Annotated in this window: 26 protein-coding genes, 2 tRNA genes and 1 pseudogene; 13 read left to right on the forward strand and 16 right to left on the reverse strand. The window is 43.0% G+C overall.

Annotation, left to right across the window (positions count from 1 at the left end):
* Positions 1 to 22: 22 nt before the first annotated feature.
* The 5 genes from HF974_07125 to moeB all read right to left on the reverse strand — a co-directional run bounded on the left by HF974_07125 (position 23) and on the right by moeB (position 3,681).
* Positions 23 to 202 (reverse strand): type II toxin-antitoxin system RelE/ParE family toxin, encoded by a 180-nt coding sequence (locus tag HF974_07125; GenBank protein ID MBC2698101.1) that lies wholly within the window; start codon positions 200 to 202, stop codon positions 23 to 25.
* A 23-nt stretch (positions 203 to 225) separates the two neighbouring features.
* Positions 226 to 393, reverse strand: coding sequence for a hypothetical protein (locus HF974_07130; GenBank protein MBC2698102.1), 168 nt, complete (start codon positions 391 to 393; stop codon positions 226 to 228).
* 41 nt (positions 394 to 434) lie between these two features.
* Positions 435 to 704, reverse strand: coding sequence for a hypothetical protein (locus HF974_07135; protein ID MBC2698103.1), 270 nt, complete (start codon positions 702 to 704; stop codon positions 435 to 437).
* A gap of 93 nt (positions 705 to 797) precedes the next feature.
* Positions 798 to 2,735: a hypothetical protein gene (locus HF974_07140; GenBank protein MBC2698104.1), complete on the reverse strand. Its 1,938-nt coding sequence runs from the start codon at positions 2,733 to 2,735 to the stop codon at positions 798 to 800.
* A gap of 139 nt (positions 2,736 to 2,874) precedes the next feature.
* Positions 2,875 to 3,681, reverse strand: coding sequence for a molybdopterin-synthase adenylyltransferase MoeB (gene moeB / locus HF974_07145; protein MBC2698105.1), 807 nt, complete (start codon positions 3,679 to 3,681; stop codon positions 2,875 to 2,877).
* Between the two features lie 600 nt (positions 3,682 to 4,281).
* On the opposite strand from moeB, the gene HF974_07150 reads away from it, so the two are divergent.
* Together HF974_07150 and HF974_07155 are read left to right on the forward strand one after the other, a co-directional pair.
* Positions 4,282 to 4,357, forward strand: a tRNA-Gln gene (locus HF974_07150).
* A gap of 23 nt (positions 4,358 to 4,380) precedes the next feature.
* The gene (locus tag HF974_07155) at positions 4,381 to 5,097 is read left to right on the forward strand and encodes a glycosyltransferase (GenBank protein MBC2698106.1); all 717 of its coding nucleotides are present in this window, start codon (positions 4,381 to 4,383) and stop codon (positions 5,095 to 5,097) included.
* Positions 5,098 to 5,099: 2 nt separating this feature from the next.
* On the opposite strand, the gene tgtA is transcribed toward HF974_07155, so the two are convergent.
* From tgtA to HF974_07180, 5 genes are all read right to left on the reverse strand, one after another.
* Positions 5,100 to 6,563, reverse strand: coding sequence for a tRNA guanosine(15) transglycosylase TgtA (tgtA, locus tag HF974_07160; GenBank protein MBC2698107.1), 1,464 nt, complete (start codon positions 6,561 to 6,563; stop codon positions 5,100 to 5,102).
* A gap of 229 nt (positions 6,564 to 6,792) precedes the next feature.
* Positions 6,793 to 7,320, reverse strand: a complete 528-nt coding sequence (locus tag HF974_07165; GenBank protein MBC2698108.1) for an orotate phosphoribosyltransferase — start codon at positions 7,318 to 7,320, stop codon at positions 6,793 to 6,795.
* A gap of 8 nt (positions 7,321 to 7,328) precedes the next feature.
* A complete protein-coding gene (locus HF974_07170) occupies positions 7,329 to 7,910 on the reverse strand; it encodes a CDP-2,3-bis-(O-geranylgeranyl)-sn-glycerol synthase (GenBank protein ID MBC2698109.1) in 582 nt (193 codons plus the stop codon).
* A 46-nt stretch (positions 7,911 to 7,956) separates the two neighbouring features.
* Positions 7,957 to 8,418 carry a hypothetical protein gene (locus HF974_07175; GenBank protein MBC2698110.1) on the reverse strand — a complete coding sequence of 154 codons (462 nt, stop codon included), beginning with the start codon at positions 8,416 to 8,418 and terminating at the stop codon, positions 7,957 to 7,959.
* Between the two features lie 36 nt (positions 8,419 to 8,454).
* On the reverse strand, positions 8,455 to 8,607 hold the full coding sequence (locus tag HF974_07180; protein MBC2698111.1) for a zinc ribbon domain-containing protein: 153 nt from the start codon (positions 8,605 to 8,607) through the stop codon (positions 8,455 to 8,457).
* Positions 8,608 to 8,813: 206 nt separating this feature from the next.
* Between HF974_07180 and HF974_07185 the strand changes: the two genes are divergently transcribed.
* From HF974_07185 to tnpB, 4 genes are all read left to right on the forward strand, one after another.
* Positions 8,814 to 9,284 carry a thioredoxin family protein gene (locus tag HF974_07185; protein MBC2698112.1) on the forward strand — a complete coding sequence of 157 codons (471 nt, stop codon included), beginning with the start codon at positions 8,814 to 8,816 and terminating at the stop codon, positions 9,282 to 9,284.
* 50 nt (positions 9,285 to 9,334) lie between these two features.
* A complete protein-coding gene (locus tag HF974_07190; protein ID MBC2698113.1) occupies positions 9,335 to 10,030 on the forward strand; it encodes a cytochrome c biogenesis protein CcdA in 696 nt (231 codons plus the stop codon).
* 215 nt (positions 10,031 to 10,245) lie between these two features.
* Positions 10,246 to 10,770 carry a mechanosensitive ion channel gene (locus HF974_07195; protein MBC2698114.1) on the forward strand — a complete coding sequence of 175 codons (525 nt, stop codon included), beginning with the start codon at positions 10,246 to 10,248 and terminating at the stop codon, positions 10,768 to 10,770.
* Between the two features lie 283 nt (positions 10,771 to 11,053).
* The gene (gene tnpB / locus HF974_07200; protein ID MBC2698115.1) at positions 11,054 to 11,827 is read left to right on the forward strand and encodes an IS200/IS605 family element transposase accessory protein TnpB; all 774 of its coding nucleotides are present in this window, start codon (positions 11,054 to 11,056) and stop codon (positions 11,825 to 11,827) included.
* A gap of 980 nt (positions 11,828 to 12,807) precedes the next feature.
* Here tnpB and HF974_07205 read toward each other — a convergent pair.
* Positions 12,808 to 12,939 (reverse strand): annotated as a pseudogene (locus HF974_07205) (esterase).
* Between the two features lie 326 nt (positions 12,940 to 13,265).
* Positions 13,266 to 14,882, reverse strand: coding sequence for a DUF87 domain-containing protein (locus HF974_07210; GenBank protein ID MBC2698116.1), 1,617 nt, complete (start codon positions 14,880 to 14,882; stop codon positions 13,266 to 13,268).
* 260 nt (positions 14,883 to 15,142) lie between these two features.
* Here HF974_07210 and HF974_07215 point away from each other — a divergent pair, with 260 nt between their 5' ends.
* Entirely contained in the window at positions 15,143 to 15,448 is a 306-nt protein-coding gene (locus HF974_07215) for a hypothetical protein (protein ID MBC2698117.1), read from the forward strand.
* 2 nt (positions 15,449 to 15,450) lie between these two features.
* On the opposite strand, the gene HF974_07220 is transcribed toward HF974_07215, so the two are convergent.
* Complete coding sequence (locus tag HF974_07220) at positions 15,451 to 15,780, reverse strand: hypothetical protein (protein ID MBC2698118.1); 330 nt, start codon at positions 15,778 to 15,780, stop codon at positions 15,451 to 15,453.
* 383 nt (positions 15,781 to 16,163) lie between these two features.
* On the opposite strand from HF974_07220, the gene purD reads away from it, so the two are divergent.
* The 6 genes from purD to HF974_07250 all read left to right on the forward strand — a co-directional run bounded on the left by purD (position 16,164) and on the right by HF974_07250 (position 21,415).
* Positions 16,164 to 17,483, forward strand: coding sequence for a phosphoribosylamine--glycine ligase (gene purD / locus HF974_07225; protein ID MBC2698119.1), 1,320 nt, complete (start codon positions 16,164 to 16,166; stop codon positions 17,481 to 17,483).
* Between the two features lie 50 nt (positions 17,484 to 17,533).
* A complete protein-coding gene (argF, locus tag HF974_07230; protein ID MBC2698120.1) occupies positions 17,534 to 18,445 on the forward strand; it encodes an ornithine carbamoyltransferase in 912 nt (303 codons plus the stop codon).
* A gap of 183 nt (positions 18,446 to 18,628) precedes the next feature.
* Positions 18,629 to 18,713 (forward strand) — tRNA-Leu (locus tag HF974_07235).
* A gap of 458 nt (positions 18,714 to 19,171) precedes the next feature.
* The gene (locus tag HF974_07240; protein MBC2698121.1) at positions 19,172 to 20,044 is read left to right on the forward strand and encodes a hypothetical protein; all 873 of its coding nucleotides are present in this window, start codon (positions 19,172 to 19,174) and stop codon (positions 20,042 to 20,044) included.
* 352 nt (positions 20,045 to 20,396) lie between these two features.
* Positions 20,397 to 20,930, forward strand: coding sequence for a molybdenum-dependent transcriptional regulator (locus tag HF974_07245; protein MBC2698122.1), 534 nt, complete (start codon positions 20,397 to 20,399; stop codon positions 20,928 to 20,930).
* A 359-nt stretch (positions 20,931 to 21,289) separates the two neighbouring features.
* Positions 21,290 to 21,415 carry a DUF1056 family protein gene (locus tag HF974_07250; protein ID MBC2698123.1) on the forward strand — a complete coding sequence of 42 codons (126 nt, stop codon included), beginning with the start codon at positions 21,290 to 21,292 and terminating at the stop codon, positions 21,413 to 21,415.
* A gap of 571 nt (positions 21,416 to 21,986) precedes the next feature.
* Here HF974_07250 and HF974_07255 read toward each other — a convergent pair.
* From HF974_07255 to HF974_07265, 3 genes are all read right to left on the reverse strand, one after another.
* Positions 21,987 to 22,547 carry a class I SAM-dependent methyltransferase gene (locus HF974_07255; protein ID MBC2698124.1) on the reverse strand — a complete coding sequence of 187 codons (561 nt, stop codon included), beginning with the start codon at positions 22,545 to 22,547 and terminating at the stop codon, positions 21,987 to 21,989.
* Between the two features lie 117 nt (positions 22,548 to 22,664).
* Positions 22,665 to 22,988 (reverse strand): hypothetical protein, encoded by a 324-nt coding sequence (locus HF974_07260; GenBank protein ID MBC2698125.1) that lies wholly within the window; start codon positions 22,986 to 22,988, stop codon positions 22,665 to 22,667.
* On the reverse strand, positions 22,978 to 23,613 hold the full coding sequence (locus tag HF974_07265; GenBank protein MBC2698126.1) for a SocA family protein: 636 nt from the start codon (positions 23,611 to 23,613) through the stop codon (positions 22,978 to 22,980). The genes HF974_07260 and HF974_07265 overlap by 11 nt, the downstream gene beginning before the upstream one ends.
* Between the last annotated feature and the right edge of the window lie 296 nt (positions 23,614 to 23,909).

The raw sequence follows: 23,909 nt of genomic DNA on the forward strand, positions 1-23,909 counted from the left end.
CCCGCAAAATAAGCGGGTTTGTTTACTTATATACGTTCTTTCTGTGTCCGATTCGCAAGATCAATACTTCAGATTTTGTCTTCGTGTAAATCGCAAGGTAATTACCAACTCGATATTTTAACAATCCTTTAAATTGCCCCTTTACAGGCTGTCCCAAAAACAACTTTTTACGACACCTTGAATTTCTGAGAATTTTCAACACACGAAATTAACATCTTAATATCCCTAAATTTTGTGCATACCTACATGGAAATCCACATATTTTACCGAAAGTTCACCAAAAACGTGTTTTAAAACACCAATTACAACATTTTTCGTGCCCACTACGAACTGATTTACCCCCTGAACCCCGTTTTTCAGTATTTCTTTCAAGTTTTTATCTTCCCTTTTCACAAACCCCTCAATCTTCCCAATATTATGCACAATACACATCATCAGAAATTCCACATTTGCTTTTTCCCCATTTCATTGAGTGTTCTCCTTGCCTGAAAGTTTAATTCAAAATGGTGTGTTTTGATGTGCACATTTTTGCTTCCCTTTCTTGCATTCACGTATTGTGCCATATAACCCTGCAAACTGTCGAGATACTTTCTGGCAACTTGTCCATAGATATCTTGGGCAAGTATCTCCTGCTCAAGATCTTCGATGCCGTTTATTCGATCGTCGTTTATATCAATTTCAACAATCAATTTTCGTTTAGCCATATGCAACTAAGTTATCCATGTTTTTATTGAAAAGTGTTACGAATTGATTTAAAATGGATACTGTACCCGGGTAAAAACTTGTCCCAATTTTTTTCACACAATTGAAGCGAAAAGTACCCTGCTCACAACCATGGAAATTGTAAAGACCAAAATCGACAAAGGCAACCCCTTTCCAAGTTCATACATGAATTGTGCTTTATCCCCGCCGTATTCGATACCTCCTGCAAACCTGATCAGGATAACAACCAGTATGATAATATAAAATCCTACTGCCAGCATGAACACATCAGGTGGGATGCTCTGTTCCATCCCACCTCCCACATCTGACATGATAGATGAAATACTGATATCATCAGGCAGCCTGCTAAACTCGTGTGAAATATCTTGCAGTATCTTCTGGATAACCTCTGAAAGGGCCAGGGTTACACCTGCGATCAGGGGGGCAAATATTATAGCCGTTGTTTTCATTGTGGAGGTCACATCATACAGTGAGCTTTTAATGTTATCCTCAACCTCTTGCAGCTCTTTCAAGTGGTCTGCCAGTTTTACAATGGCAACACCTGCTGCCTCATGGCTTTTATATACACTCTCGGTAAACAGCCGCATAGTGGTTTGCACCCGCTCTGAATAGATATTCTTAAACGCACCGTACTCCTGGTCAAAGATTGCACCTGCCAGCGTTGTCCTGAGAAAAGAGATGTTATGCGCCACGTTCTGGAATGCTTCTCCAATGCCGGTACCCTTCATGGTCTGGGCGGTTTGCATGAAGGCCCATTCCGGGGAACGCCCCTCGCTGATCCGGCGTCCCAGCACGAACAGGGCATCTGCAAACTGGCGCTCTATCTCTTTAATCTCATCTCTGATGCTTTTATATGGTGCATAGACCATGAATGCATATATGGATATCAGGGCTGTGACACCCCAGATCACAGGGAACGAAACAGGTACGAGTCCGGTCATCACACCTGTACTTACAATGCCACCCGGATTGCCCAGTTGCACCCAAATATACCCGGATGCACCAATCAATACCGCTACTGTTACTGATAATATCATTGTACTCCGTCTGGTACTCCTGATGTTTACAAGGCGCGGGTGTTCATCCGGTATATTTGGCGGCGAGAAGGCAGCAGGACGCTGAAGCAATATATACTCGGCATATGCAAAAGTGGCCAGCGGCAGGATCAGGTCATAGAGCAGTATAAGGGTAATAGCATTGATACGCACTCCCACAATGCTCACAGCAGGAAGTAGCGCCACCAGTGCCAGCGGGATCAGAATAAAGATGCTGTACAATACATAGGTGGGTGTCTTAAGCCTGGCCGCAAACCCTTCCATCATATGCCTGGTACCCTCCAGCACAATATCCAGGCTCTTGTTCAATGTCATAACTCGCTGTGCTTCATCAGGCTCATTTGTACTGCTCTTAACCAGATACAGTGCACGCTTGAAGTACTCACTGTTCTTACCCCACTGATTGGCAAAGGCTATGAGGGCATCATCGATGTCTGTGTATACTCTCACATGCATATCCCATATCAGTTTACGCAGGTCCCGGGCCAGGGGCCTATCTGAATTGGCAGCTGCAAAGGAGATGGCCCGCTCCATGTTCGATACCAGTTTCATGCTCATGACAACGTAAGATAGTATCTCAGGGATATCTCCCAAGGAGTGTATTTTTTCGAACCTGGCATGGATCTTTGGATATTCGCTGAGATAAAGCAGCAGGGCTAAAGGTATGAGCACAGTGGTCAATACCATGAAGATTATGGTCGTGGAGTCGAATACCATGAACTTGAAAAATACAAGGTCCACGACAGTGAGCAGTATAAATGAGATTAAAGCACCCGATATAGCCAGTATTTGGGTTTCGTAGGGTTCAACATCAAATCCGCAAAAATTCAGGCTATCCATGAATTCCTGACTGACAGAGGCTTCGCTTTTCTTTTTAAAGCGTTCAAGGTCGCCTACAAGCCAGCCACAGTAGTTGACTGAGTGCTTACATGCAGTTGAGTACCAGTTGCCAGGCATTTAATCTCACCTGGGCTTAGGTGGAATAGGATATATATAACTATAGTGAATGTTGAAGTGTGAATGTTGGAGCATTTTCTTCTTGATCTGATATTATTGTATCTCTTAGAATCAATTGGGTAGTGCATTCGGGTATTTTCTATATCCGGCATGACCCACAATAGATCTCTTCCTGTATGCTGTCGATCTTTGGCTCCTCACCGCACACGGGACACTGTGGGTTTTTGCGTATCTTGATCTCATCAAAGGTCATGTACAGGGCATCGTAATATATCATCCTGCCCAGTAGTAGTTCACCAATTCCAAGCAAGTATTTTATTACCTCGGTGGCCTGGATGACACCAATGATACCGGGCAGCACACCCATCACTCCCACTTCATGGCTTAAGGGGGCCACACCAGGGGGTGGCGCATGTTCGAAAAGGCAGCGGTAGCATGGTCCTTTCCCAGGGATAATTGTTATGGCCTGCCCCTCGAAACTGAAGATACTGCCGTGTGACAGGGGGGTGTTGGTCAGCACGCAGGCATCATTCACCATATATCTTGTGGCGAAATTATCAGAACAGTCGACCACTATATCATAATCCTTGATGATGTCCATTATGTTGCCGGCATCCAGCCGGGTCTCATAGGGTACGACCTTAACGTCTGGGTTCAGTTTCTCAACGAATCCGGCTGCTGAAGCCACTTTGGGTTTATCCACATTCCCGCCATGTATGACCTGGCGCTGCAGGTTGCTTAAGTCAACCACATCATCGTCAACGATGCCAAGTGTGCCTACTCCGGCAGCGGCAAGGTACTGAATGACCGGGGAACCCAGACCTCCGGCACCGATGCAGAGCACTTTTGAGTCAAGTAGTTTTTGCTGGCCTTTTTTGCCTATTTCCGGGAGCATGATGTTGCGTAAATATCGCTGTATTTGTTCTTCAGTGAATCTGCCGGGCATTTGAGTGATTCTCCTGTATTATTCTGATAATTATTACTCTGAGTATTATTTTCACATTTAAAGTATTACTGACATAAATATATTATGGTTATTCCAGTATCTCCGAACAATATGTCCACATGAGATAGCCCCCTCTATCCCAACTCACAAATATTTGAAAAGATGTGGACATACTATCGATGGCTCCCTGATGATCCATCAACCTACACCTCCGTGTTGTTGAGTCATGGAAATGGACATCTAATCATATATTCTTTGATCGTGCTACACACTCTTCGTACATATCTAACATGAACACTTTGAAACTTACCTCATCTTTGGATAATCAACTTTGGCACTATTTCAGAATTTTGTTACTTTGCGAACAAAAAATCCTTCGATACCTTCTATTTCTAGATGATTTTGTGGTTGTATTTCTACTTTCCTCACAGGATATCCGATATGTTTAAAGGTTATGATAAAATTAAGAATGTGGCCTAGATTGATGGAAAATTGAGTTCGGGTGAGAAATAAATGAAACTAAAGAAAGTTATTAAGTTATTCGGAGATACTGGCTTATCCGTTAGACTTATAGGTAACAAGTTATATTCAGATAGTCGCAGCCCGGTAGTGTAGCGGTCAATCATTGGGGGCCCTGGATCCCCGGACCTCGGTTCGAATCCGTGCCGGGCTACCATACAATTCTTTGGTGCCTATCAGATGACGGTGACAAAAGGGCAGGACATGGTCTCAATCGTCATACCTGCCTATAACGAAGAAAAACGCATTTTAGGTACACTACAAGAACTATCCCGCTTCTTTTCAAAAAACCCGCATGAGATACTGGTGGTCATGGACGGCTGCACGGACAGCACCCCTGAACTTGTTGCAGGATTTAGCATAAACCATCCTGCTGTCAGGTCAGTATCCCATCCCGCCAGGCTTGGAAAAGGTGGAGGCATACTGCTCGGCATTTCCGGGGCCAGGGGAAGTATTATTGCAGTAGTGGATGCCGACTGTGCCGTCCCGCCCCATGATGTGGGTAAGATGGTGGATATGGTCCCGGATGGCATTGACTGCGTGATCTCCTCACGGTACCTGCCTGGGTCAGTAATACACACTCACCAGCCCCCGCACAGGGTACTTGCCAGCCGGTGTTTTAATGCAATGGTCAGGCTGTTGTTCGGATTGCCCTACAAGGATACCCAGTGCGGTTGCAAGGTACTAAATGCACAGGCAGCCCGTCGGGTGGCCGGTGATATCCGGACCCACAATTATGCTTTTGACGTGGAACTGCTCTGGCGCATCAGGGATATGGGCTATACAACAGTAGAAGTACCTGTGGAATGGCGCCACATTGAAGGCTCAAAGCTTGACCTGAAAAAAGTAATACCCCAGATGTTTGCAGCCGTGGTCAGGTTGAGGTTGAAAAAGTAAGGTCAGACCGACCAGCTGTGACTTACCATCCGGCATATCTCCTGTATCAGGGGATGGTCCCAGGACTGCCGGTACACGAAAGTGAACTCTGCACCAGGGTTATGCTCAATGAGCTTTTTAGTGTTCTCAAGGGCACAGGTCAGGGATTCGTGGTCTGGCACATTTGCAACCTCGGCATTAAAAGGATATGTCTCTTTCAATTCCAGGGGGTATGCGCCGAACGGAGGCTTGAAGTGCAATACATTGTCGTATTCTGTTTCATGTCTGACCCGCCCACCGGGTCGTATTAATACCGTCCCCACCAGTTCCAGCCGCTCAAGCCTGGTATTCCAACGGGTGACCTCTGGTCTTTTTGTGGATTCCGGGCCACAGTAAAAGTATGTGGATTTTGAGGATGGGTCGAACTGCTCTATCCAGTCAGCATATGTTACTGCCCGCTTCAGCCCGTCAAGCATCCTTGGATGGATGCGGGCCCGCCTCTCTACAAGTTCCCAGAGGTTGCCCTCACGTAGTGCCTGCTTAACCAGCCTTATCTCAGCAAATGTAGCGTACAAATTATGGCGGGCCAGCAGTTCCTGCCTGTCAGGGCTGGCCGCGATCTCACCAGCAGTATGGCCGATGCATACCGGACACGAACAGGGAAGATATGCCATGTCCTTGATATGGTAAGTGCCCTCTGCGGTCAGGTACCTGCCGTCCTTTGCATACAGGGCATAGGCTGCGGAATCAAACAGGTCACAGCCGAGTGCTACTGCCAGTGCGAACACCATCGGATGCCCGGCACCGAAAAGATGCACGGGAACCGAGGAGGGCAGCCCTTTCTTTGCACTCACTATCACGTCCACCAGGTCAGCATAGCGGTATGATTCCATCAGCGGTACTACCGCACCTATGGGATAGATATCAAAACCAGCCCTCCCCAGTTCCCTGCCTGCCTGCTCGCGCAGGTCCTTGAAAATGCCGCCCTGTACAGGAGCTGCAAGCAGCATGGAGCTGTTATTGTTTTGTTCCAGGGCTTCCATGAGCCTCTGGTTTGTTATGGTAAGTTCACTCTTTGCCACATCCCGATCGGCAGAAGGCGGCGTTGGAATATCCAGTGGAACGCCGATGTCTGTACCGATATCCTGCTGGAACTTGATTATCTGTGCATTATCCACTTCGATATCGCCATACACACTCAACTGGAATGAACCACTGTCAGTCATGATGGGGCCGTCAAATTCCAGCAGGCTGTGCAGCCCGGCCGATAGTGCCTGCTCTTTTAGTTCCCGGTTGCGGTAGATGATATATGAGTTTGTGATTAGCATCTGTGCACCAAAACCCGGCATCTCTTTTGCCGGGATGGTCCGGATATTGGGATTGATGACAGGCATGATAGTGGGTGTCTCAACCGTGCCGTGAGGTGTGGCCAGGCGTCCTATCCTGCCCGCAGAATCCTTGTGTATGATCTCGAATATATCTGGCATGTTCTATCCTGTCCCGTCTTGTTCCGTCACGTTCTATACTATTTTATCCTGTTTATGAGACTTTTTATTATTTCCTGGAACGGTTTATTACCACAGAGTGCACAGAGAAACAATAACGCTCTGTGTGCCTCGGTGTTCTCTGTGGTTAATCTTCTTTGCCATGATTTATTTCATCCAGAATAAATTAAAAAGTCTCCTGTTTATCCTGTCTTACCCTGTCCAGTCCTATTTACCCATTTAGTAGGTCTGCTGCTATTACAAGTGGCAGCAATTCCACGTCCATGCCTTTCAGTCCTACTGATGCGCCTTCTTCCCTGTCCACTACTGTGATCACCATATTCACAACCGACCCCGCATCCCTCAGGTCCTTAATGGCCTCAATCACCGAACCACCGGTGGTGGTCACATCCTCAAGCATAAGCAACTCCCTGCCTGCCACATCCCCGACAAACCGCCCGCCAGTGCCGTATTCTTTCAATGACTTCCTGACAATCACCAGAGGCAGGCGGGATCTCAGTGAAACTGCGGTTGCAAGGGGAATACCTCCCACTGCAACACCACCGATGGCCTCTGCACAGATATGTCGCTCCTTCATGATGCCAGCGATACGGTTTGCAATCAGTTTAAGTGTGGCAGGGTCGGTGATGGCCTTCTTGATGTCAACATAATACGTACTCTTCCTGCCGGATGCCAGTGTAAAGTCACCGAACTTCACTGCCCCGCAGTTCTTTAATGCCTGAATCAGTTCTTTATCCATTCTTTTCACTACCAGGGTTCTTTCTTGACCTTAATGAGGTATCCCAATATGTTCGTAGACAGGTGCAGCAAGGGCGTGGCTACCAGTACTGTTATAATTATCCAGAAGCTGAAATAAGTATTGAACCAGTATGCTGCGAATATGTATGTCAGCACCCATGCACCCAGCACAAAATCAAGCTGGTCCGCCACAGGGAACATTGCACCCCGTTCAAGGTCCAGACGCCGCTTGATAAAACTCTCTGCACTGTCCCCAAGCAGCGCACCAAAAGCCATAAGGAACACTATGGATAAAGTGCTGAATGAATATGCACCCAGGGCACCATGGAACAATGGCCAGTTATCCAATACTCCTGATGCCATTAGACGGGGTGCAAGTCCGATTTGGATAAGCCCTATCATAATTCCGCAGGCGGTCCCGGCTACCAGTCCCCTTATTGTCTTGCCGTTCCCAAGTATCCGCCTGCCGTCAGAGAAATACTTTCCCAGGTCAATCGGGGTACCTCCACCGAACACTGCAGCCATGGGATTTGCGAGATATGCAGGCAGCATAAGCCAGATGGATGCAGCCAGGATATCGATCAAGGTCATGCTACCTTAATGCTCATTTTTGGTGTTAAAAGTATTGAATCAAATGTCAGACTGTGAACGGTATACACTCGATCCTGCCAGAGTCCAGGTTCCTGAACTCCACACCTCCGGGCACGCCCAGTATCTCGACTCCGCCAAACTCGTCCACTCCGCACAGTATATCCTGTTCGGGATGGGTGCCGGGTGTGATATCACAACTGATGCGGGTACGGCTGCCAATAGAAACAACGATCTTGAGCCGCTTTGAGGCGGGGTGGTTCTTGGGCAGTACAATGAGCGGTGTGCCTACTTCCCTTAACATGTAAAGCACACATTTTATGCCATTGATGGTGGTATTCTGTGTATCAAAACCGGATGAGACCAGCAGGTCGTCAGGTTCGAGGCCCAGTACAATCTCCTCATCTTCAGTATCAAGGAAAAATAGGTTTCTTGTTCCGGCTTTTACAATACCGATAACTCCACTGTTACCGTGGAGCATCAGTATTTCATTGTAATTCAGGGGTATCATAAATTGATGATGTTAGCTTAATATTGGATTGTACGATCATGCAAGTTCCACATTACTGGACCGGCATGCAGGGCAAGTGACATTTTTACCAATACCCTGAAATTCATTTCCGCAATCCTTGCATTTATAGTTCTTTGCATTTAATTCATCTGCCACATCTACTCCAAATGCATCTCCTACGCTGCACATAGTTTGATCTCACCTCCGGACTGGATTATGTCATGATTATGTATGTTCAATTGGGTAGATGATATATTAACTTTTCCGAATAACCGGTATCTGTTGGTCCGTAACCTGGTTTATAAATTCATATGTTAGTTTGCACGCTATATGCAAAACCATACACGATCATATAGGTTAAACATTAATACAAATGAATTCTACTAAGTGACATAATGAGAAACAGGATTACCATTCTACCGTTTCTGTTACTGGCTGTAATGATCTTGTTTAGTGGGTGTACTGGCAACAGCACTACACAAAAATCAGAATTAGCAACAGTGAACTCGATAGAAGAAATTGATGCAATGCTTGAAAGTGCACCGGTATTTGTTGAGCTGGGACGGGGAAGAGGACTGTGTCCTTCATGTGTAGAACAAAAACCTATTCTGGAAGAACTTGCAGCAGAATATGATGGAAAAGTGCATTTTGTCTATATCGACATTGACAAGCAGCACCAACTGGCTGCAAAGTTCAATGTATACTTTATCCCTGACATGTTTGTAATAGCCAGATCGGATAATGGCACATACAAATATGTACAACATGGTACTTTGACCACGAATTCTGAACAGGCCAAGATGATAGGTTTCACACCCAAAGGTCCACTGGAAATAGCTATACTGGATGCGCTCAGGTTAAGGTAGAATTGATAATAAAAATGATTGAGAACACAACACAGTAAGCACAATTATCAATGAGTCTATTATTCCAGATCGAGAACACATTAGCATCAATAGACCTACCACTTCCCTTCCTTGCATTCCTGGCAGGTATAATCAGTATCCTCTCACCATGTATACTGCCGCTGCTACCTGCTGTACTGGCTTATTCCACTGGAAAGGGAAAGTTCAGGCCGGTTGCCATTGTGGCAGGGTTGGCACTGACATTTTCACTGCTTGGGATGACCATGGCAGCTTTCAACCAGTTATTTTTTTCATACCAGCAGTATATCAGGTTCGGGGCCGAGGTTATCATTATACTCCTCGGCATTGCAATGCTGACCGAATATACACCTGCCATTTTAAATTCAATTCCGGGTATGATAAATGTAGATCCACAAAAGGAAGGTATTGCAGGCGGTTTACTCCTGGGAATGTCGCTTGGTATTGTATGGATACCATGTACTGGTCCTATACTGGCAGCAATAATGATGGGCGTGCTTATGAAAGGGGGTATAATGTATGGCGGGTTCCTGCTTTTTATGTATTCAATGGGATTGGGAATCCCGATGTTGCTGATAGCCTATTTCATCAATGTTTCAGGTAAGAAGCTGAGCACAGTATCGCGATATGACGTGATGATCAAAAGAGGTGCGGGAGCCCTGTTGATATTAGTAGGCCTCTGGCTGGTATATTATAATCATATCGGGCCGTACTTAGAACTTATCTAAAAAATATCGAAATTACGTTATAGCAAAATATTTGATTGAAACTAGAAAATTACCTGTATCGATATCGAAATGCGTTTATAAGTTCCCATGCATTTAAATAATTTTAAAAAGATTACTGATAAGCATAACATTCTTATATAAAAAAACACTAAAATTGTTACAGAACTTTTGCCATTAAAGGGTTGGAGACAAGTTAAAAAAATAGGTGATTAATGATGGAAATTGCAGATATGTTAGATTTAGCTCAACCATATATAGGATATTTAAAAGCAATATTGATCCTGATAGTTGCTATTATTGTAATTGGTTTTATTCGCAGGTTCATTAGAGGATACTTAAGTACTACAATTTTACCTTTAGACACACAGAACCTCTTGAGAAGGACTGTTGTATACATTTTATGGTTCATTGCCATCATGTCGATCATGGCAGAACTGAATTTAGAAAAGATACTCATGCCTATCATAGGGGCGTCTGTTTTTATAGGAGCTGCTGTTGCTTTAGCTGTTAAGAATATCTTAGCTGATGCATTAGCAGGTATATTCCTCCTATTAGATAGACACTTTAATATTGGTGACCAAATCGAGACAATGAAATATAAAGGAGAGATCATTGATGTTACGCTCAGAAAAACGCGCGTTAAAATAGACGATGGAACGATTGTCGTATTGCCTAACGGAAAAATAGACTCTTCGGGATGGATGTTACATAAGAAAATGACCGAAACAGAAGGAAATTAGAATAAGAAAGAAATCAGAATAAAAAGGTTATTCTCCCTTGTATAGAAGCAATCAATCACACACATTTTTTCAAACAGTATAAATTATATGGTCGTGTTCATCCACCTTACCAGATAGGCAAATCCCCATGCATCCCGGATTTTTGGGACGACACCTCTATAATTATGCATTGGGAGAGCGAAGGGATCAAGGCAAATTCAACAAATTGATTGCAGACTGGCAATTGTGTCCGTGGGGTACACCTGAATGGATTAATTACAAGGATCAACAAAAGTCATTGAAATTGAATAAGAATGAGTATCAAAAACAAGTACATTCTCAGGTATTGCAGAACGTTCTAAGACGTGTTGAAAAATCATTTGACAAATTCTTTACTGGAGCAGGATATCCCAGGTTTCAAGGTAGAAATAGGTACGATAATTTCACATTTCCTCAGAGTGGTTTCAAGATTACCGATGAAGGAAAGCTTAAACTCTCAAAGATCGGTGAGATTAAAATAGTTCAGCATAGGCTGCGACAATCTGAAAAGAAGTTGGTTAAAGCTCAGAGAGAACTCAGTAAGAAGAAAAAGAGATCGAATAATAGGGATAAGCAGAGAGTTGAAGTAGCTAAAATTCATAGAAAAATACGTAACCAGAGAGAAGATTTCAATCATAAACTTAGTCGAGAACTAGTTAATAATTACGATACAATTGTATTTGAGGATTTACAAATCAAAAATATGGTGAAGAACCATAATCTTGCGAAGAGTATATCAGATGCAGGATGGAGCCAACTAATTCAATTCACAACTTACAAAGCAGAATATGCTGGTAGGATCGTGGATTTGGTTAATCCAAGAAATACCTCAAAGACCTGCTCCATTTGTGGTCATATTCAATCCATGTCGTTATCAGAACGGACATATAAATGTCTTTGTGGCAATTTAATGGACCGTGATCATAATGCAGCAATCAACATACTAAATCGAGCTGTAGGGACTACAGTTCAAGATTGTGGAGGCCACCTCAATAGAGAGCCTACGAAACAAGAAGCCCCATCCGTAAGGGTGGGGTAGTTCACCAAGTTAATATTTTATAATAGGCGCATAATAGATGTGACATAAAATAATATTGCAAGGTATATTCATCTTAATGAAAAAAGGACGTACAACTCAATGTTAAAGAAAAAATCAGTTTTATTCATCAGTGCATTTGTCATTCTGGCACTATTATTCTCATTTTCCACAGCATCAGCCTTTCCGGATTACGCAATTAATGGAAGCAATAATACTTCAACTCTGGAAGTCACAACATCTTCATACGGGGCAAATGTTGTAATTATCCAGCATCTTATTGAGGTTGACCAGGTAACCTATCCCGGGTATTTCAGAGTAGTCGAAACCATGATCTACAAGAATCTCGGGACAGAAAACTATTCAGGCCCTGTCTATACTTACGTACAGGATGGTGCTTTCAATATTGCTGTGACAAAGACGGAGATGGCAGCGGATGGAGGCAGAACCACCATCGAGGCCTCCCTGGTCAGTGAAAATGTTGTAGGATGGAATGACATCATTTTGTCTGGAACCGGTATGGCTCCCATGTACCAGATTGAATATATGGTTCCGGCAGAACCAACAGGGAAAACGACTGAATCGGTTACCTTTACAAAGAAATTGAAATATCCGACAGACGTTAATTATGTTTATATGCCCATCACTGGCATGCCAGCCCTGGTCGTCAAACTGGAAAAATCTGATGGAATGAAGACTACTGTACTGGATTATGATGGGTATATAATAAATGCTGATCTTTTTGAGGAAAGTGGAAATTCAGAAACTTACAATTGGTTCCAGCCTCTGTTTGTTGAAATTTCATTTGAGTTAAGTAAATCAAATCCGGCCGGGTCTGATATTACCCTGTACATGATTATTCTGCTTGTAATTATTGCAGTGATCAGTTATGCGGTACTGAGAGGTAAGAGTCCGGCAATCAAAGGACTGGAAGATAAACTGGGAAGTGTCCTGCCAAAAAAACAGGATGAAGATATATATCTGGAAGAGGAAGAATTCGAGGACGATGAAGACGTAGAAGATGATTTGGAATCAGATGATGATGAATATGAGGGAGATGAAGAAATAGAAGAGGAACTGGAAGCAGAAGAGGATGAAGTCGAAAAAGAAACATCCAGACAACCATCTCTTGAAACTAATGATATTGATAATCTCAGTCTCGATGAACTTCAAACTACCAAACAGGCTATAATCAATGTGCTTCTTCAAGTGGATGAAGACCATGTCAGTGGTATCATATCTGAGGACAAGTATAACGACATCAGGGACAATTACAAGGAAAAAGCAAAGAGTATTATGGTCCGGATAGATATGCTTGAAAACGAGGATTGAATATTATATCGTCTGTACCAGATACAGACGGTTTTTTCAATCTTTCATTTTCGTTTTATATTCATACTTTGGCTTAACCTTATTTTAATTCATTTCGATTTAGCTATTTTCATTTCCCTGACCCGAACACCTTTTTGAACAATCCGCCACCTTCCCGTTTCTGGGTAGGGGTCTCCTTACGTTGAGCTGGCCTTTGGGTTTGTTCTGGCATAATCCTGGATGGCTTTGCCGGTGCTCTATGATGGGCGGCAGCCGATTTTGATATAGTCACAGACTCCCCGCCATGTTTGCTCTTGCGCACCCTGATATCCACCAGCACCGGGCGCTCGATATCATTAGATACCAACATGGCCACCCCTGGCGGCAGCCTCTTGAGTTCCTCCTCCACCTCGCTACTGATACCTTCCAGCCCCTTGCTAATGGCCTTCAGGTCATTTGGATTCGTCACCTTCATGATGATCTGGGTATTGCACTGGCTCAGTACATTCTTATCGATACGTGCAGGCCGCTGGCTGATAACCATCATGCCCAGCCCGAACTTGCGGCCTTCCGAAGCGATCGTACGCAAAATCTCAGTGCTTACAGTCTTATCAAAACCCCTTTCAGGACAGAAGTTATGCGCCTCCTCTATCACCAGCATGCCAGGCGGGACCTTCCCCATCTTCCTGGCCTCGAACAGATCGCTGCACAGCTTTGCCACTATCATACCCTGAAGCTGGGGGGATACCCCCTTCATATCAATGATAGATGCCCGTCCCGGGGTGAACAACTCTTCGATAGTAGTAGGGTGGTCAGAAAGGATATCAGCCTCGCGCAGGGATTCCAGGGATGAAATAACGTTCCATTTAAGTTTACTCTTGTTGTCCCCAACCTCGAATATGATATCATCCAGGGCATAGAACTCCTTTTCTGCCTTGATCTTGGAAATAGCCTCATACAACAGTCCTTGATGGTTATTGGATTTCTCATCCGGAAGTATCTGCATCAGATCCTTTGCACTCAGGTTCATGCCATCCAGCCGAAACACATTATCAGCATCTTTGTTCAGCACTTTATTTGCAGGCGTATACACTGTGACCTGTGACGCGTACCCCCTGGGAGATATGCCGAATTTACTATACAGGTCCCTGGCATCATCAGTGCCTGGTTCTTTCAATGAACTGTATTCCCCGTGAGGGTCAATAATAAGCAGTGGAATATCCCGTTCCAGTATCTCCTCCAGGATGACACCTGCCGTATATGATTTACCGCTACCGGTTTTGGCTAGGATACTACAGTGTTTCTGGATGAGGCTGTTCATTCCAAGGTATACTTTGATGTCATGGCCTTCCAGCAGCCCCATATTCACCTCACCGTGGGACAGACCCAGGGTGGAACGTATCAGGTCATGGTCCGCTATAAACACCTTATCCCCGGGTGAGAACGGGGTCCTGGGTGACCTTAACAATCCGTCTTTGTCACGCCCTCCGATCACCATGGCTTCGGCCACCAGTTTAATGTCCGGGATCTCCATCTTTGCGCCTCCTGCAGCATCGGCGGCCTGGTCCAGCTTAAAATCATCACTGCTGCGGGTCATTGACATGACCTGTGCCAGTGTCCAGCCGTCACTTTCATGCCAGACCTTTACATAATCGGTACGCTTAACCAGAGTGCTATCTGGTACAGCGAACATGAAATCGTGAGTTCCGGTCTTGCCGAAGATAACTCCTACAGAATCCCTTGCCATTTTTGTTCATCCCCTTATAGATATTGCGAATATTTATTCATACATCCTGAAATGCTATTAATTCTATCGGTAGACTTATATTTGAAGTTTATTAAAGAATATATACAGTTGGATATTTCGTTTAACCCACGTTTGCCTTAAGTTAAGAACAGTTATGTGATTTTAACTATGACATTTGATATGCAATCAAATCTTATGGAACTATTATTTGGTTCTTATCCCGAATCATAATATATCTACCATGCTCTATAGTGTTCCAGATGAGTACTGTAAGGAAGATATTCCTGACCAGACCTTGTATAGTAGACGCATCTTTATTTATCGCAGAATCCAGTTTTGGCAGTGGCCTTGATATGGATATCGTGTGCAGTATCCTTAAAGAGTTGGAAATACCTGAGATGCGCTGCTCTGCCAAATTAGGGGTGGCAAGGTTCAGGCTCAATGACTGGAATGTCATGATTTACAGAAACGGCCATATCGATATACGAAGAATAAAAGATGTAGATGATGCCGCCAAGGCAATTGAGATGGTCGGGATTATGCTGAAAGATGGATTTACCGGTTAGGTTTACCGGTACATCCTTTTTGACATCTCTTCCACTGTATTGTTGGTTTTATTGAGAACTACATTGAGTTTTCGATCCAGGTTTTCTTCTACGCTCTGGATGTTTATCCTGAGTGCCCGTTCATTTGATTCTATTATAGATTCGATCCGTCTTAACCTGATATCCACAGATAGTATCATTGCAGCCAGGGCACCAATCAGCACCATTGCAGCAAGTACAATTACAGCATCAGCTGAATGATTCGTTGAGGCGAATCTTGTCATCCACTTGTATGTTAATACAAATGAGGACATAATCATTACTATTGAGAAAATAATATCCCGTGCTTCCATCCTCTCGTCACCTCCGCAAGGTATAACAATCATATGTATCGTAACATATATTAAACCTTTACAAAAGGAACCGCGTAGTTAATGGTATTATTAAATTATCAACACAGCTTTTTAGTTACGAACAGCAATATACAATTGATCGGCATCCTTATACATCCTTATACATCCCCATGCATCACCATGCATCACCATGCATCACCATGCATCCTCTGCGCCCCCATTATCACCATGTTAAAAATTGCCTTGTAATGGAGGTCTGGCAGCTTATTTAATATAGAATAAGTATTTAAGGAGCACTACGTAAAAAAAACCATAACATTATTAATGGATATTATTGTTTTGAGTTATTATAGTTTTAAATAAAATCGTTTTGAGGATTTGATATGAAAAAAATCTTATTGGTAGGTGGAGGAGGGCGCGAACACGCCATTGCCCATGCCATTTCCCGAAGTAAACGTGAGCATGAGCTCTATGCTGTAATGTCCAGGAAAAATCCCGGAATTGCAGTCCTGTGTGAGGATTTCCTTCTAAACAGTGAAACCGATGTAGATAAGGTCACTGAGTATGCAAAGAATATCGGTGCGGATATTGCGGTGATAGGCCCCGAAGCGCCGCTGGCCGCCGGGCTGGCAGATGCCCTTGAAGTTCTGGGCATCCCGTCAGTAGGCCCGAAACGGGCGGCTGCAAAACTGGAGTTCGATAAGGCGTGGACACGTATGTTCATGGAAAAACACCACATCGCAGGTCTTCCTGTATTCAGGGTTTTTGGCACTGGACAGGAAGCACAGGCCCATGATTATATAGATGAACTGGGAGACGTGGCCTTAAAACCAGCTGGGTTGACCGGGGGTAAGGGTGTCAAGGTCATGGGTGACCAGTTACCAGACCTGGATGCTGCCAAAGCTTATGCAAGTGAACTGTTAAAAGGTGATATGGTGGTCATCGAGGAGAACCTGAAAGGCGAGGAAGTAACGGTCCAGGCATTTGTGGATGGGACCCACCTGGCCTATGCACCTTCGGTGCAGGACCATAAGCGGGCATACGAAGGTGACCTGGGACCAAATACGGGCGGCATGGGATCGTATAACGATGCCGGGACCCTGTTACCTTTCATGGTCGAGGGCGACTATATAGAGGCAAAAGAGATCATGGAGGATGTGATTTGCAAGGTAAAGGAAGAGACTGGTGAAGAGTATAAGGGCATCCTGTACGGCCAGTTCATTTTAACAGCTGCCGGTATCAGGGTGATTGAGTTCAATGCCAGGTTCGGGGACCCGGAGGCGATGAACGTACTGCCGTTGCTGGAGACTGATTTTATTGATATTGCCGAGGCTGTGTCAGCCGGGACGCTTGACACCCTGGATGTGAGGTTCTCGGATAAGGCCAGTGTGTGTAAATATGCAGTGCCTGCCGGATATCCAAAAGATCCTGCAAAGGATGCTCCTATCGAGGTTGGAGATATGGGCAAAGCATTGCTGTTCTTTTCCAGTGTGTATGAAGCCGATGGTGTGGTGTACACCACAGGGTCGAGGGCAGCTGCTGTCGTTGGAATCGCTGATACCATAGCAGAGGCGGAAGTGATTGCAGAGCAGGCACTGTCCAATGTAAAAGGGCCACTGGAGTGCAGGCATGATATTGGCAAAAAAGAATTGATACAGAAGCGTATCGACCACATGAAAGTCCTGCGCGGGGATAACAGTTAAATAGGCCAAATGTATTAACTATGAGTTCTGTTTGACAGGAGGCGGTATTTTTGTCGAATCTGTTATCTATAAGCGACCTCTCCCTTGATGAGATCAATGAACTGCTTGATGTGGCAGATGATCTGAAGGTGAAAAGGTCAAAGGGTAAGATTGTTGAAATGCTCAAGCATAAGAGCCTGGGCATGATATTTGAAAAATCATCTACCAGGACACGTATATCATTTGAGGTTGCCATGGCTGAACTTGGCGGCCATGCATTGTTCTTAAGCTATCGGGACCTCCAGCTTGGAAGGGGGGAGACTGTTGGCGATACTGCACAGGTTATATCCAGGTATCTCAGTTGTATTATGGCAAGGGTCGTAAGTCACAGTACTCTGGAAGAACTGGCAGAATATGCAACAGTGCCTGTTATCAATGCTTTGTCTGATCTGGAACATCCCTGCCAGCTGCTGGCTGATCTGCAGACTATAAGGGAATATAAGGGTCGGTTCGAGGGCCTGAAGTTCGCATGGATAGGTGATGGGAATAATGTGTGCAACTCTGCGATACTGGCTGCTGCCATTACAGGAATGAAGATGAGTGTGGCCTGCCCCGAGGGGTACGAGCCTGACCCGGACATGGTTGCAAAGGCCAGGGGTATGGGGGGTTCGGTTGAGGTTGTTACTGCAGCAAAGGAGGCTGCAATGGATGCAGATGTCCTATATACTGATGTATGGGTGTCTATGGGCGATGAGGATGAGAAGGAGCAGAGGTTGCATGACCTGGGGCCGTACCAGATCAATGATGCCCTGATGAATGTTGCCAGGGATGACTGTATGGTTATGCATTGTCTTCCTGCACACAGGGGCGAGGAGATCACGAGTGAAGTGCTTACTGGTACTCATTCTGCAGTGCTTGACCAGGCAGAGAACAGGTTGCATGCGCAAAAGGCTCTGCTGATCAAGTTGCTGGGGTCAAAGTAAAGGCTTAAATCTGATTAGTACAATTCAGGAATCCATGTTCATAGACTGCATGGCATCGTTTGTCATGTGGTTATTGGATTTTCGATGAAAACCCAAATGCGGTTGTTGCCGCAGCCGAACCTTGCGAAGAAGCGTGCGTTTCGCTACGCTCAAGCGCACGATAATAAGAAAACAAACCCTATTGCGGGGGTTGCCCAGCCAGGTCAAAGGCGCTAGGTTCAGGGCCTAGTCTCGTAGGAGTACAAGGGTTCGAATCCCTTTCCCCGCATAATCTTATCATTTTTGTGAAAATAATAGGAACTTATTCTGAAAAGGCTATACAGGCCCGTTACAATTTATACGGGATAGGGGGGATTTATGCTCGGAGATTGATATGATAAAAAGATTTTTACACCTATTTTAATAAACTTTTTAAGTTCAAACTGTAACAAATTTGAGAATACGATGGATTCAACGAGACCGTTACATTAAATGTTGGTATTATCAAACTAACCGCAAATGAACGCGGATAAACGCGGATACGCTACCTGAAAATCTGTGTTCATCTGTGTTCATCTGTGGTTTAATTAGATTAACCAACACAAATTGTAACGGTCTCTTACAGTCAAATAGGTTAAATACTATAACAAATTTTACAATCAACAAACATTATTTACTGGAGACCCTGCTTTGACCGAAAACGAGAATAAGAAAAACACACTGGCCGACCTCCTCCCATTTGTGGCCATGGGAGTGTTCCTGCTACTTGTACAGGTTATATCGGTCATGCTGGCCCAGCCCATGATAGACGCGGGCATGCAGTTCACTGAAGACCCTGATAGCATATGGAATACAATCTATTACATCGGACTTATACTGGGATTCACAGGGGTCATACTCTATGCTTTCAAGAAAAATATCAAATGGATGATCCATGGGTTCATCCTCTTCTCAGTAGGCGCTACCCTCTATTATGTATTCCTTGCAATCTTTGCCATATTCATGAATGAAACTACCAGCATAATACTTACGCTGGCATTATCACTGGCACTTACCGTACTACTCTATCTGTTCCCTGAATGGTATGTCATCGACATCATCGGCATCCTGATAGGTGCAGGGGTGACCGCCATTATCGGAATATCTTTTGGCGTAATGCCTACACTGATACTGTTGATACTGCTGGCAGTCTATGACGCAATATCAGTATACCAGACCAAACATATGCTCGCACTGGCCGAAGGTGTGATGGATATGAAGGTGCCCATACTGTTCGTCATACCGAATCATCTGAACTTCTCATTCCGTGATTACAAATATGAAAAGGATGCTAAACGTGAAGCTTTCTTTATGGGACTGGGAGATGCGGTTATGCCAACCATACTGGTGGTATCCGCCAATGTCTTCATCTCTGAAGGATATATGAACGTGCCGCTGATAGGTCTATTGAACATGCCCGCGCTGGGTGCGGCTTTGGGCACCATTGTTGGCTTTGCAGTACTGATGGCGGTAGTGGCAAGAGGAAATCCACAGGCAGGGCTGCCGTTTTTAAACACCGGGGCCATTTTTGGGTATGTCGCCGGATGCCTGGCAGTCGGTGTGTCCATTATTCCGCTGTAATAGAAGGATATTTCACATATAGAACTCCTTTTAAAAATCATTATTCACAGGTATAGTTAAAAACCAAACAATATTAACTAATAAAATGCGAATTCCAACAAGTGATAACTAATAAACCACAGAGGGCACAGAGAGTGAAATCAGATACAAGCTCTGTGTTCTCGGTGGTTAAATTATAATTATCTGAAGATCAAAGTGTCAGGACATTAGTATCGATGATTTTTATTGAAGTCATCTATCGATAACTTCTGTTGAAGTCATCTATCGATAACTTCTGTTGAAGTCATCTATCGATAACTTCTGTTGAAGTTATCTATCAAATATTAGGTTCTTGACTATAATGTGATAAACAATGATACCTAAAACAAAGCTGTGGCTGACCGAAGATGGAAAAACATTGATGGGAGAAGGAAAGGCTGCACTTTTATACGCCATCGATGAAGAAGGTTCGTTGAACAAAGCATGCAAAAAGGTCAATATCTCGTATAAACATGCATGGCTTATGTTGAAGAATATTGAGAAAAATTCCGGGAAGGAGATTGTTACAAGTGTTCGCGGCGGAAAGGACCAGGGTACATTTTTGACTGATTATGCAAGGGAGATGCTTAAGGAGTACGAATCGCAGAAGAACATCATCAGTGAAACTTTAGACGATGAGACGTTCTGGGAAGGGGTGGGACTGAAGATCACGGCTCGTAACCAGATGCCAGGGGAGGTTATTGATGTTGAGCAGGGGGATGTGATCTCCAAGGTAAGGATATTGATCGAGCCTGTCGTGGTAACTTCACTGGTAACAAAGGAAGCTGTGGACAAGCTGGATATTAAAAAGGGTGATGAGGTATATGCGGTCATCAAATCTACGGAAGTGATGATCGGGAAAAAGTGAATGTGTTCATGACGTTGTCGGAACACAACGATATTGTTATTCATAGCCAGGCACCAAAAAATACATAAAAATTAAATATTTTAAACATGATTATGCTAATTGTGTTTAAACTATTTGTAAACAGGAATGATGGTAGGATGAATTAGAATCCGGGCTGGGATTTCCTGTGATTGAGTTGTAGTATTATTTCTCTTAAACCAAGTGTGGCGGCTGGCAGGGGGTGAGTGCTACCGGGCAGGTGGTTGGTTGAGTCGGGCGGCAGGGTGGATGTGTTTGGTGGGGTGGTGTATGAGTGGATGCATGTGTTTATTCATTGGGAAATGGTGGGTTGAAGGGAGTGTAGAGAATAATTCTAACGAATTATAATAACTACAATTTTTAAAAAGTTAATCGGATATGGGTGGAAACTTTTTGATTATGTCACTTTCATTGTAACCGCCGTATATGTCTATGTCAACTGTTTCTCTTCCTTTGCCAAAGTTTGACAGCATTTGAGCATCTTGATATATTGAAATATATTTGTAATCTTCAAAATCAGGGGATTGTTTTATATCTTCTAATGTGAATATTTCATCTGTCTGGGGTTCTACCAGGATAAATTTTTCATCTTTGATACAATAGTTCATGGCGTAATTGTATCGCGTTCCTATTCCTACTGCCATCGTATCTCTAATTGATATTGCCCCCATATCGATGTCGTATTCTTTTGCGTTTTTAGCCAGATCTCTTGAAAAGCCGCTGCTTGTATAGTAATCAAGACTCCTGTGATCGTCATTGTTAAAAATCCCGTCATTTACTTTATCCACTTTTAAGAAATCAATTAGTTGTTGCATTTCCGGTGAATATTGTGGTTCTGGTGTATATTCGGTGTTATGTGTATTTTCGGTGTCATGTATGTTTCTGGTAGTACGTGTAATTTCAATTTCTTGTGAATACTCTTCTTCGATGCAACCGGTTCCAAGAAGAATCAATAATATGCAGAATATGTGTATTATCACGATTTTTATTTCCATAATATTACTGCCTGAAATTATTATTGTGGTTGGTTCGGTGACTTTATGTATCTTTTTTTAAAACCACTGCCCTGCTTAAAATCATTCCCGGTTTTTTTACCTGACTAAATCCTATGGCATATGCTCGATTCACAGTTTCTTCAAATGCTTTCTTTGAAACATGGAATGACGGCTCTACAATAAATAAAGTTCCATTGGGTTTTAGTATTGAGTACATTTCTTTTAAGAACTTATCCTGGTCAGGGACCTCATGAACCATATAAAAAGCGAGAACAAGATCAACCATTGTTGAAATACCTATTCTGTCCTCTTCACATTTATGCAGCTCAATTATATTTTCAATCTCTGTTCCTTTGATCTTATTCTTAATTTTATCAAGCATTCCCTGCTGCAGGTCTGCTGCGATCACTTTGCCTGATGCACCGACCATATCAGCTATCTCTACTGAAAAAAACCCGGGACCGCATCCTACATCTAAGACTGTCATTCCCTCTTTAACATAATCTTTCAAGATCTTCTTTGGATTCTGGACCAATTTTCTGAAAAAATTATCAAGGCCCTTAGCACTTTCAACAGGGCATACATGCTTTTCTTTATCGTTCATATTACTCACTTTCCACAGGTAAATGGATCTGCTTATTATTTTTCCCGATAGTACTTTTAAAATTTAATTATATTAATATTTTAGCCGATCTTTAGACACGAAACAAAATTATAATGATTAAAATTTATCATATACACCCTTCCGAAAATCAGCATCAAAAACTTTTAAAGCATTGGTTGGTAGTGATTCACAATCAACACAATTTCTAATTTTATCAAAATTATTAAGACGGCACTCTTCACATATCGAATAAATTATTCTTATATCCCCTTCACGGTGGCTCCTTAACCCCTTTACATTTCCACCTTTTAATCGTATTCCTTCGTGATAAGGATCTGTCGAAAGCTTACTAATTCCTTGAATAATACGATTGATGTGAGGATTTTTTATTTTTTTCAGCTTTTTTTTTAGTTCCTTTGTTTGATAGATTTCATACTGCAATTAATTCCCCACATTTTATAGATTTGTTTATTTGAGCATCTTCAATTGACTTCGTAACAGAAGAATAAACACTAGTATCCATCATAATGTCTATTGTTTCAATCCATTCATCATCAAGATGAATAATGTCTTTTTTTTCATACAGCCTTAACAACAAATCCCACCCCATAGGGATGTCTTTGATTTTCATTCCTAATGATGGGTCTGTAATTTGGTAAATTTTGTTTTTTAATTGTTTTGTTGACAATTTAGAATATAAATCGCTTATTTCATTTATAATTTCTAACGATTTTTTATTGTCGTGTAAAATTTCAGAACATTCTTCTAATACATGTTTTCCTTGTTTCGTAACCCGAATGTTGTCACCTTTCTCAATAAGACCATTTTCAATAATTCTGTCTTTTTCAATATAGAGTTCTTTTGACATGGGGCCATAATTCCATCTAAAAAAAGGAAATGATAGTGATTTAAATCCAATGGTATAACATTTCAATTCAATTAAATAAACTAATTTTTGTAGTTTTGTAATGCCCATAAAATGTCCATTTTCATTGGTTTTTTCTATTAAATACAATAGAAAAAAATTATTTGAAATTCTTTCTTTTTCGGTGATAGAACAATTCATAACAAACACCTAGAATTTTAAGAACATAGATAGTTGTTGGTAATCAATTATTAAATAATATTCGATATAAATATATTCTTTATTAATATTTATAATATGATTTATCTTTAAGCTCCCGCCATACAACAGTGAGACAAAGACTTGATAAACTCCTTTCAACACTACCTGTGCTTGTGTCTTGAAGCATTTCTCTCTACCGGAATCTCACACTAAGATACATTATTCCTTCCTATGCAAGCTGTCCCAAAACTAATTCACATTATACAATTCGGATATATTTTATCATAATTGGGCAA

The sequence above is a fragment of the ANME-2 cluster archaeon genome (assembly GCA_014237145.1).
GTDB lineage: Archaea > Halobacteriota > Methanosarcinia > Methanosarcinales > Methanocomedenaceae > Methanocomedens_A.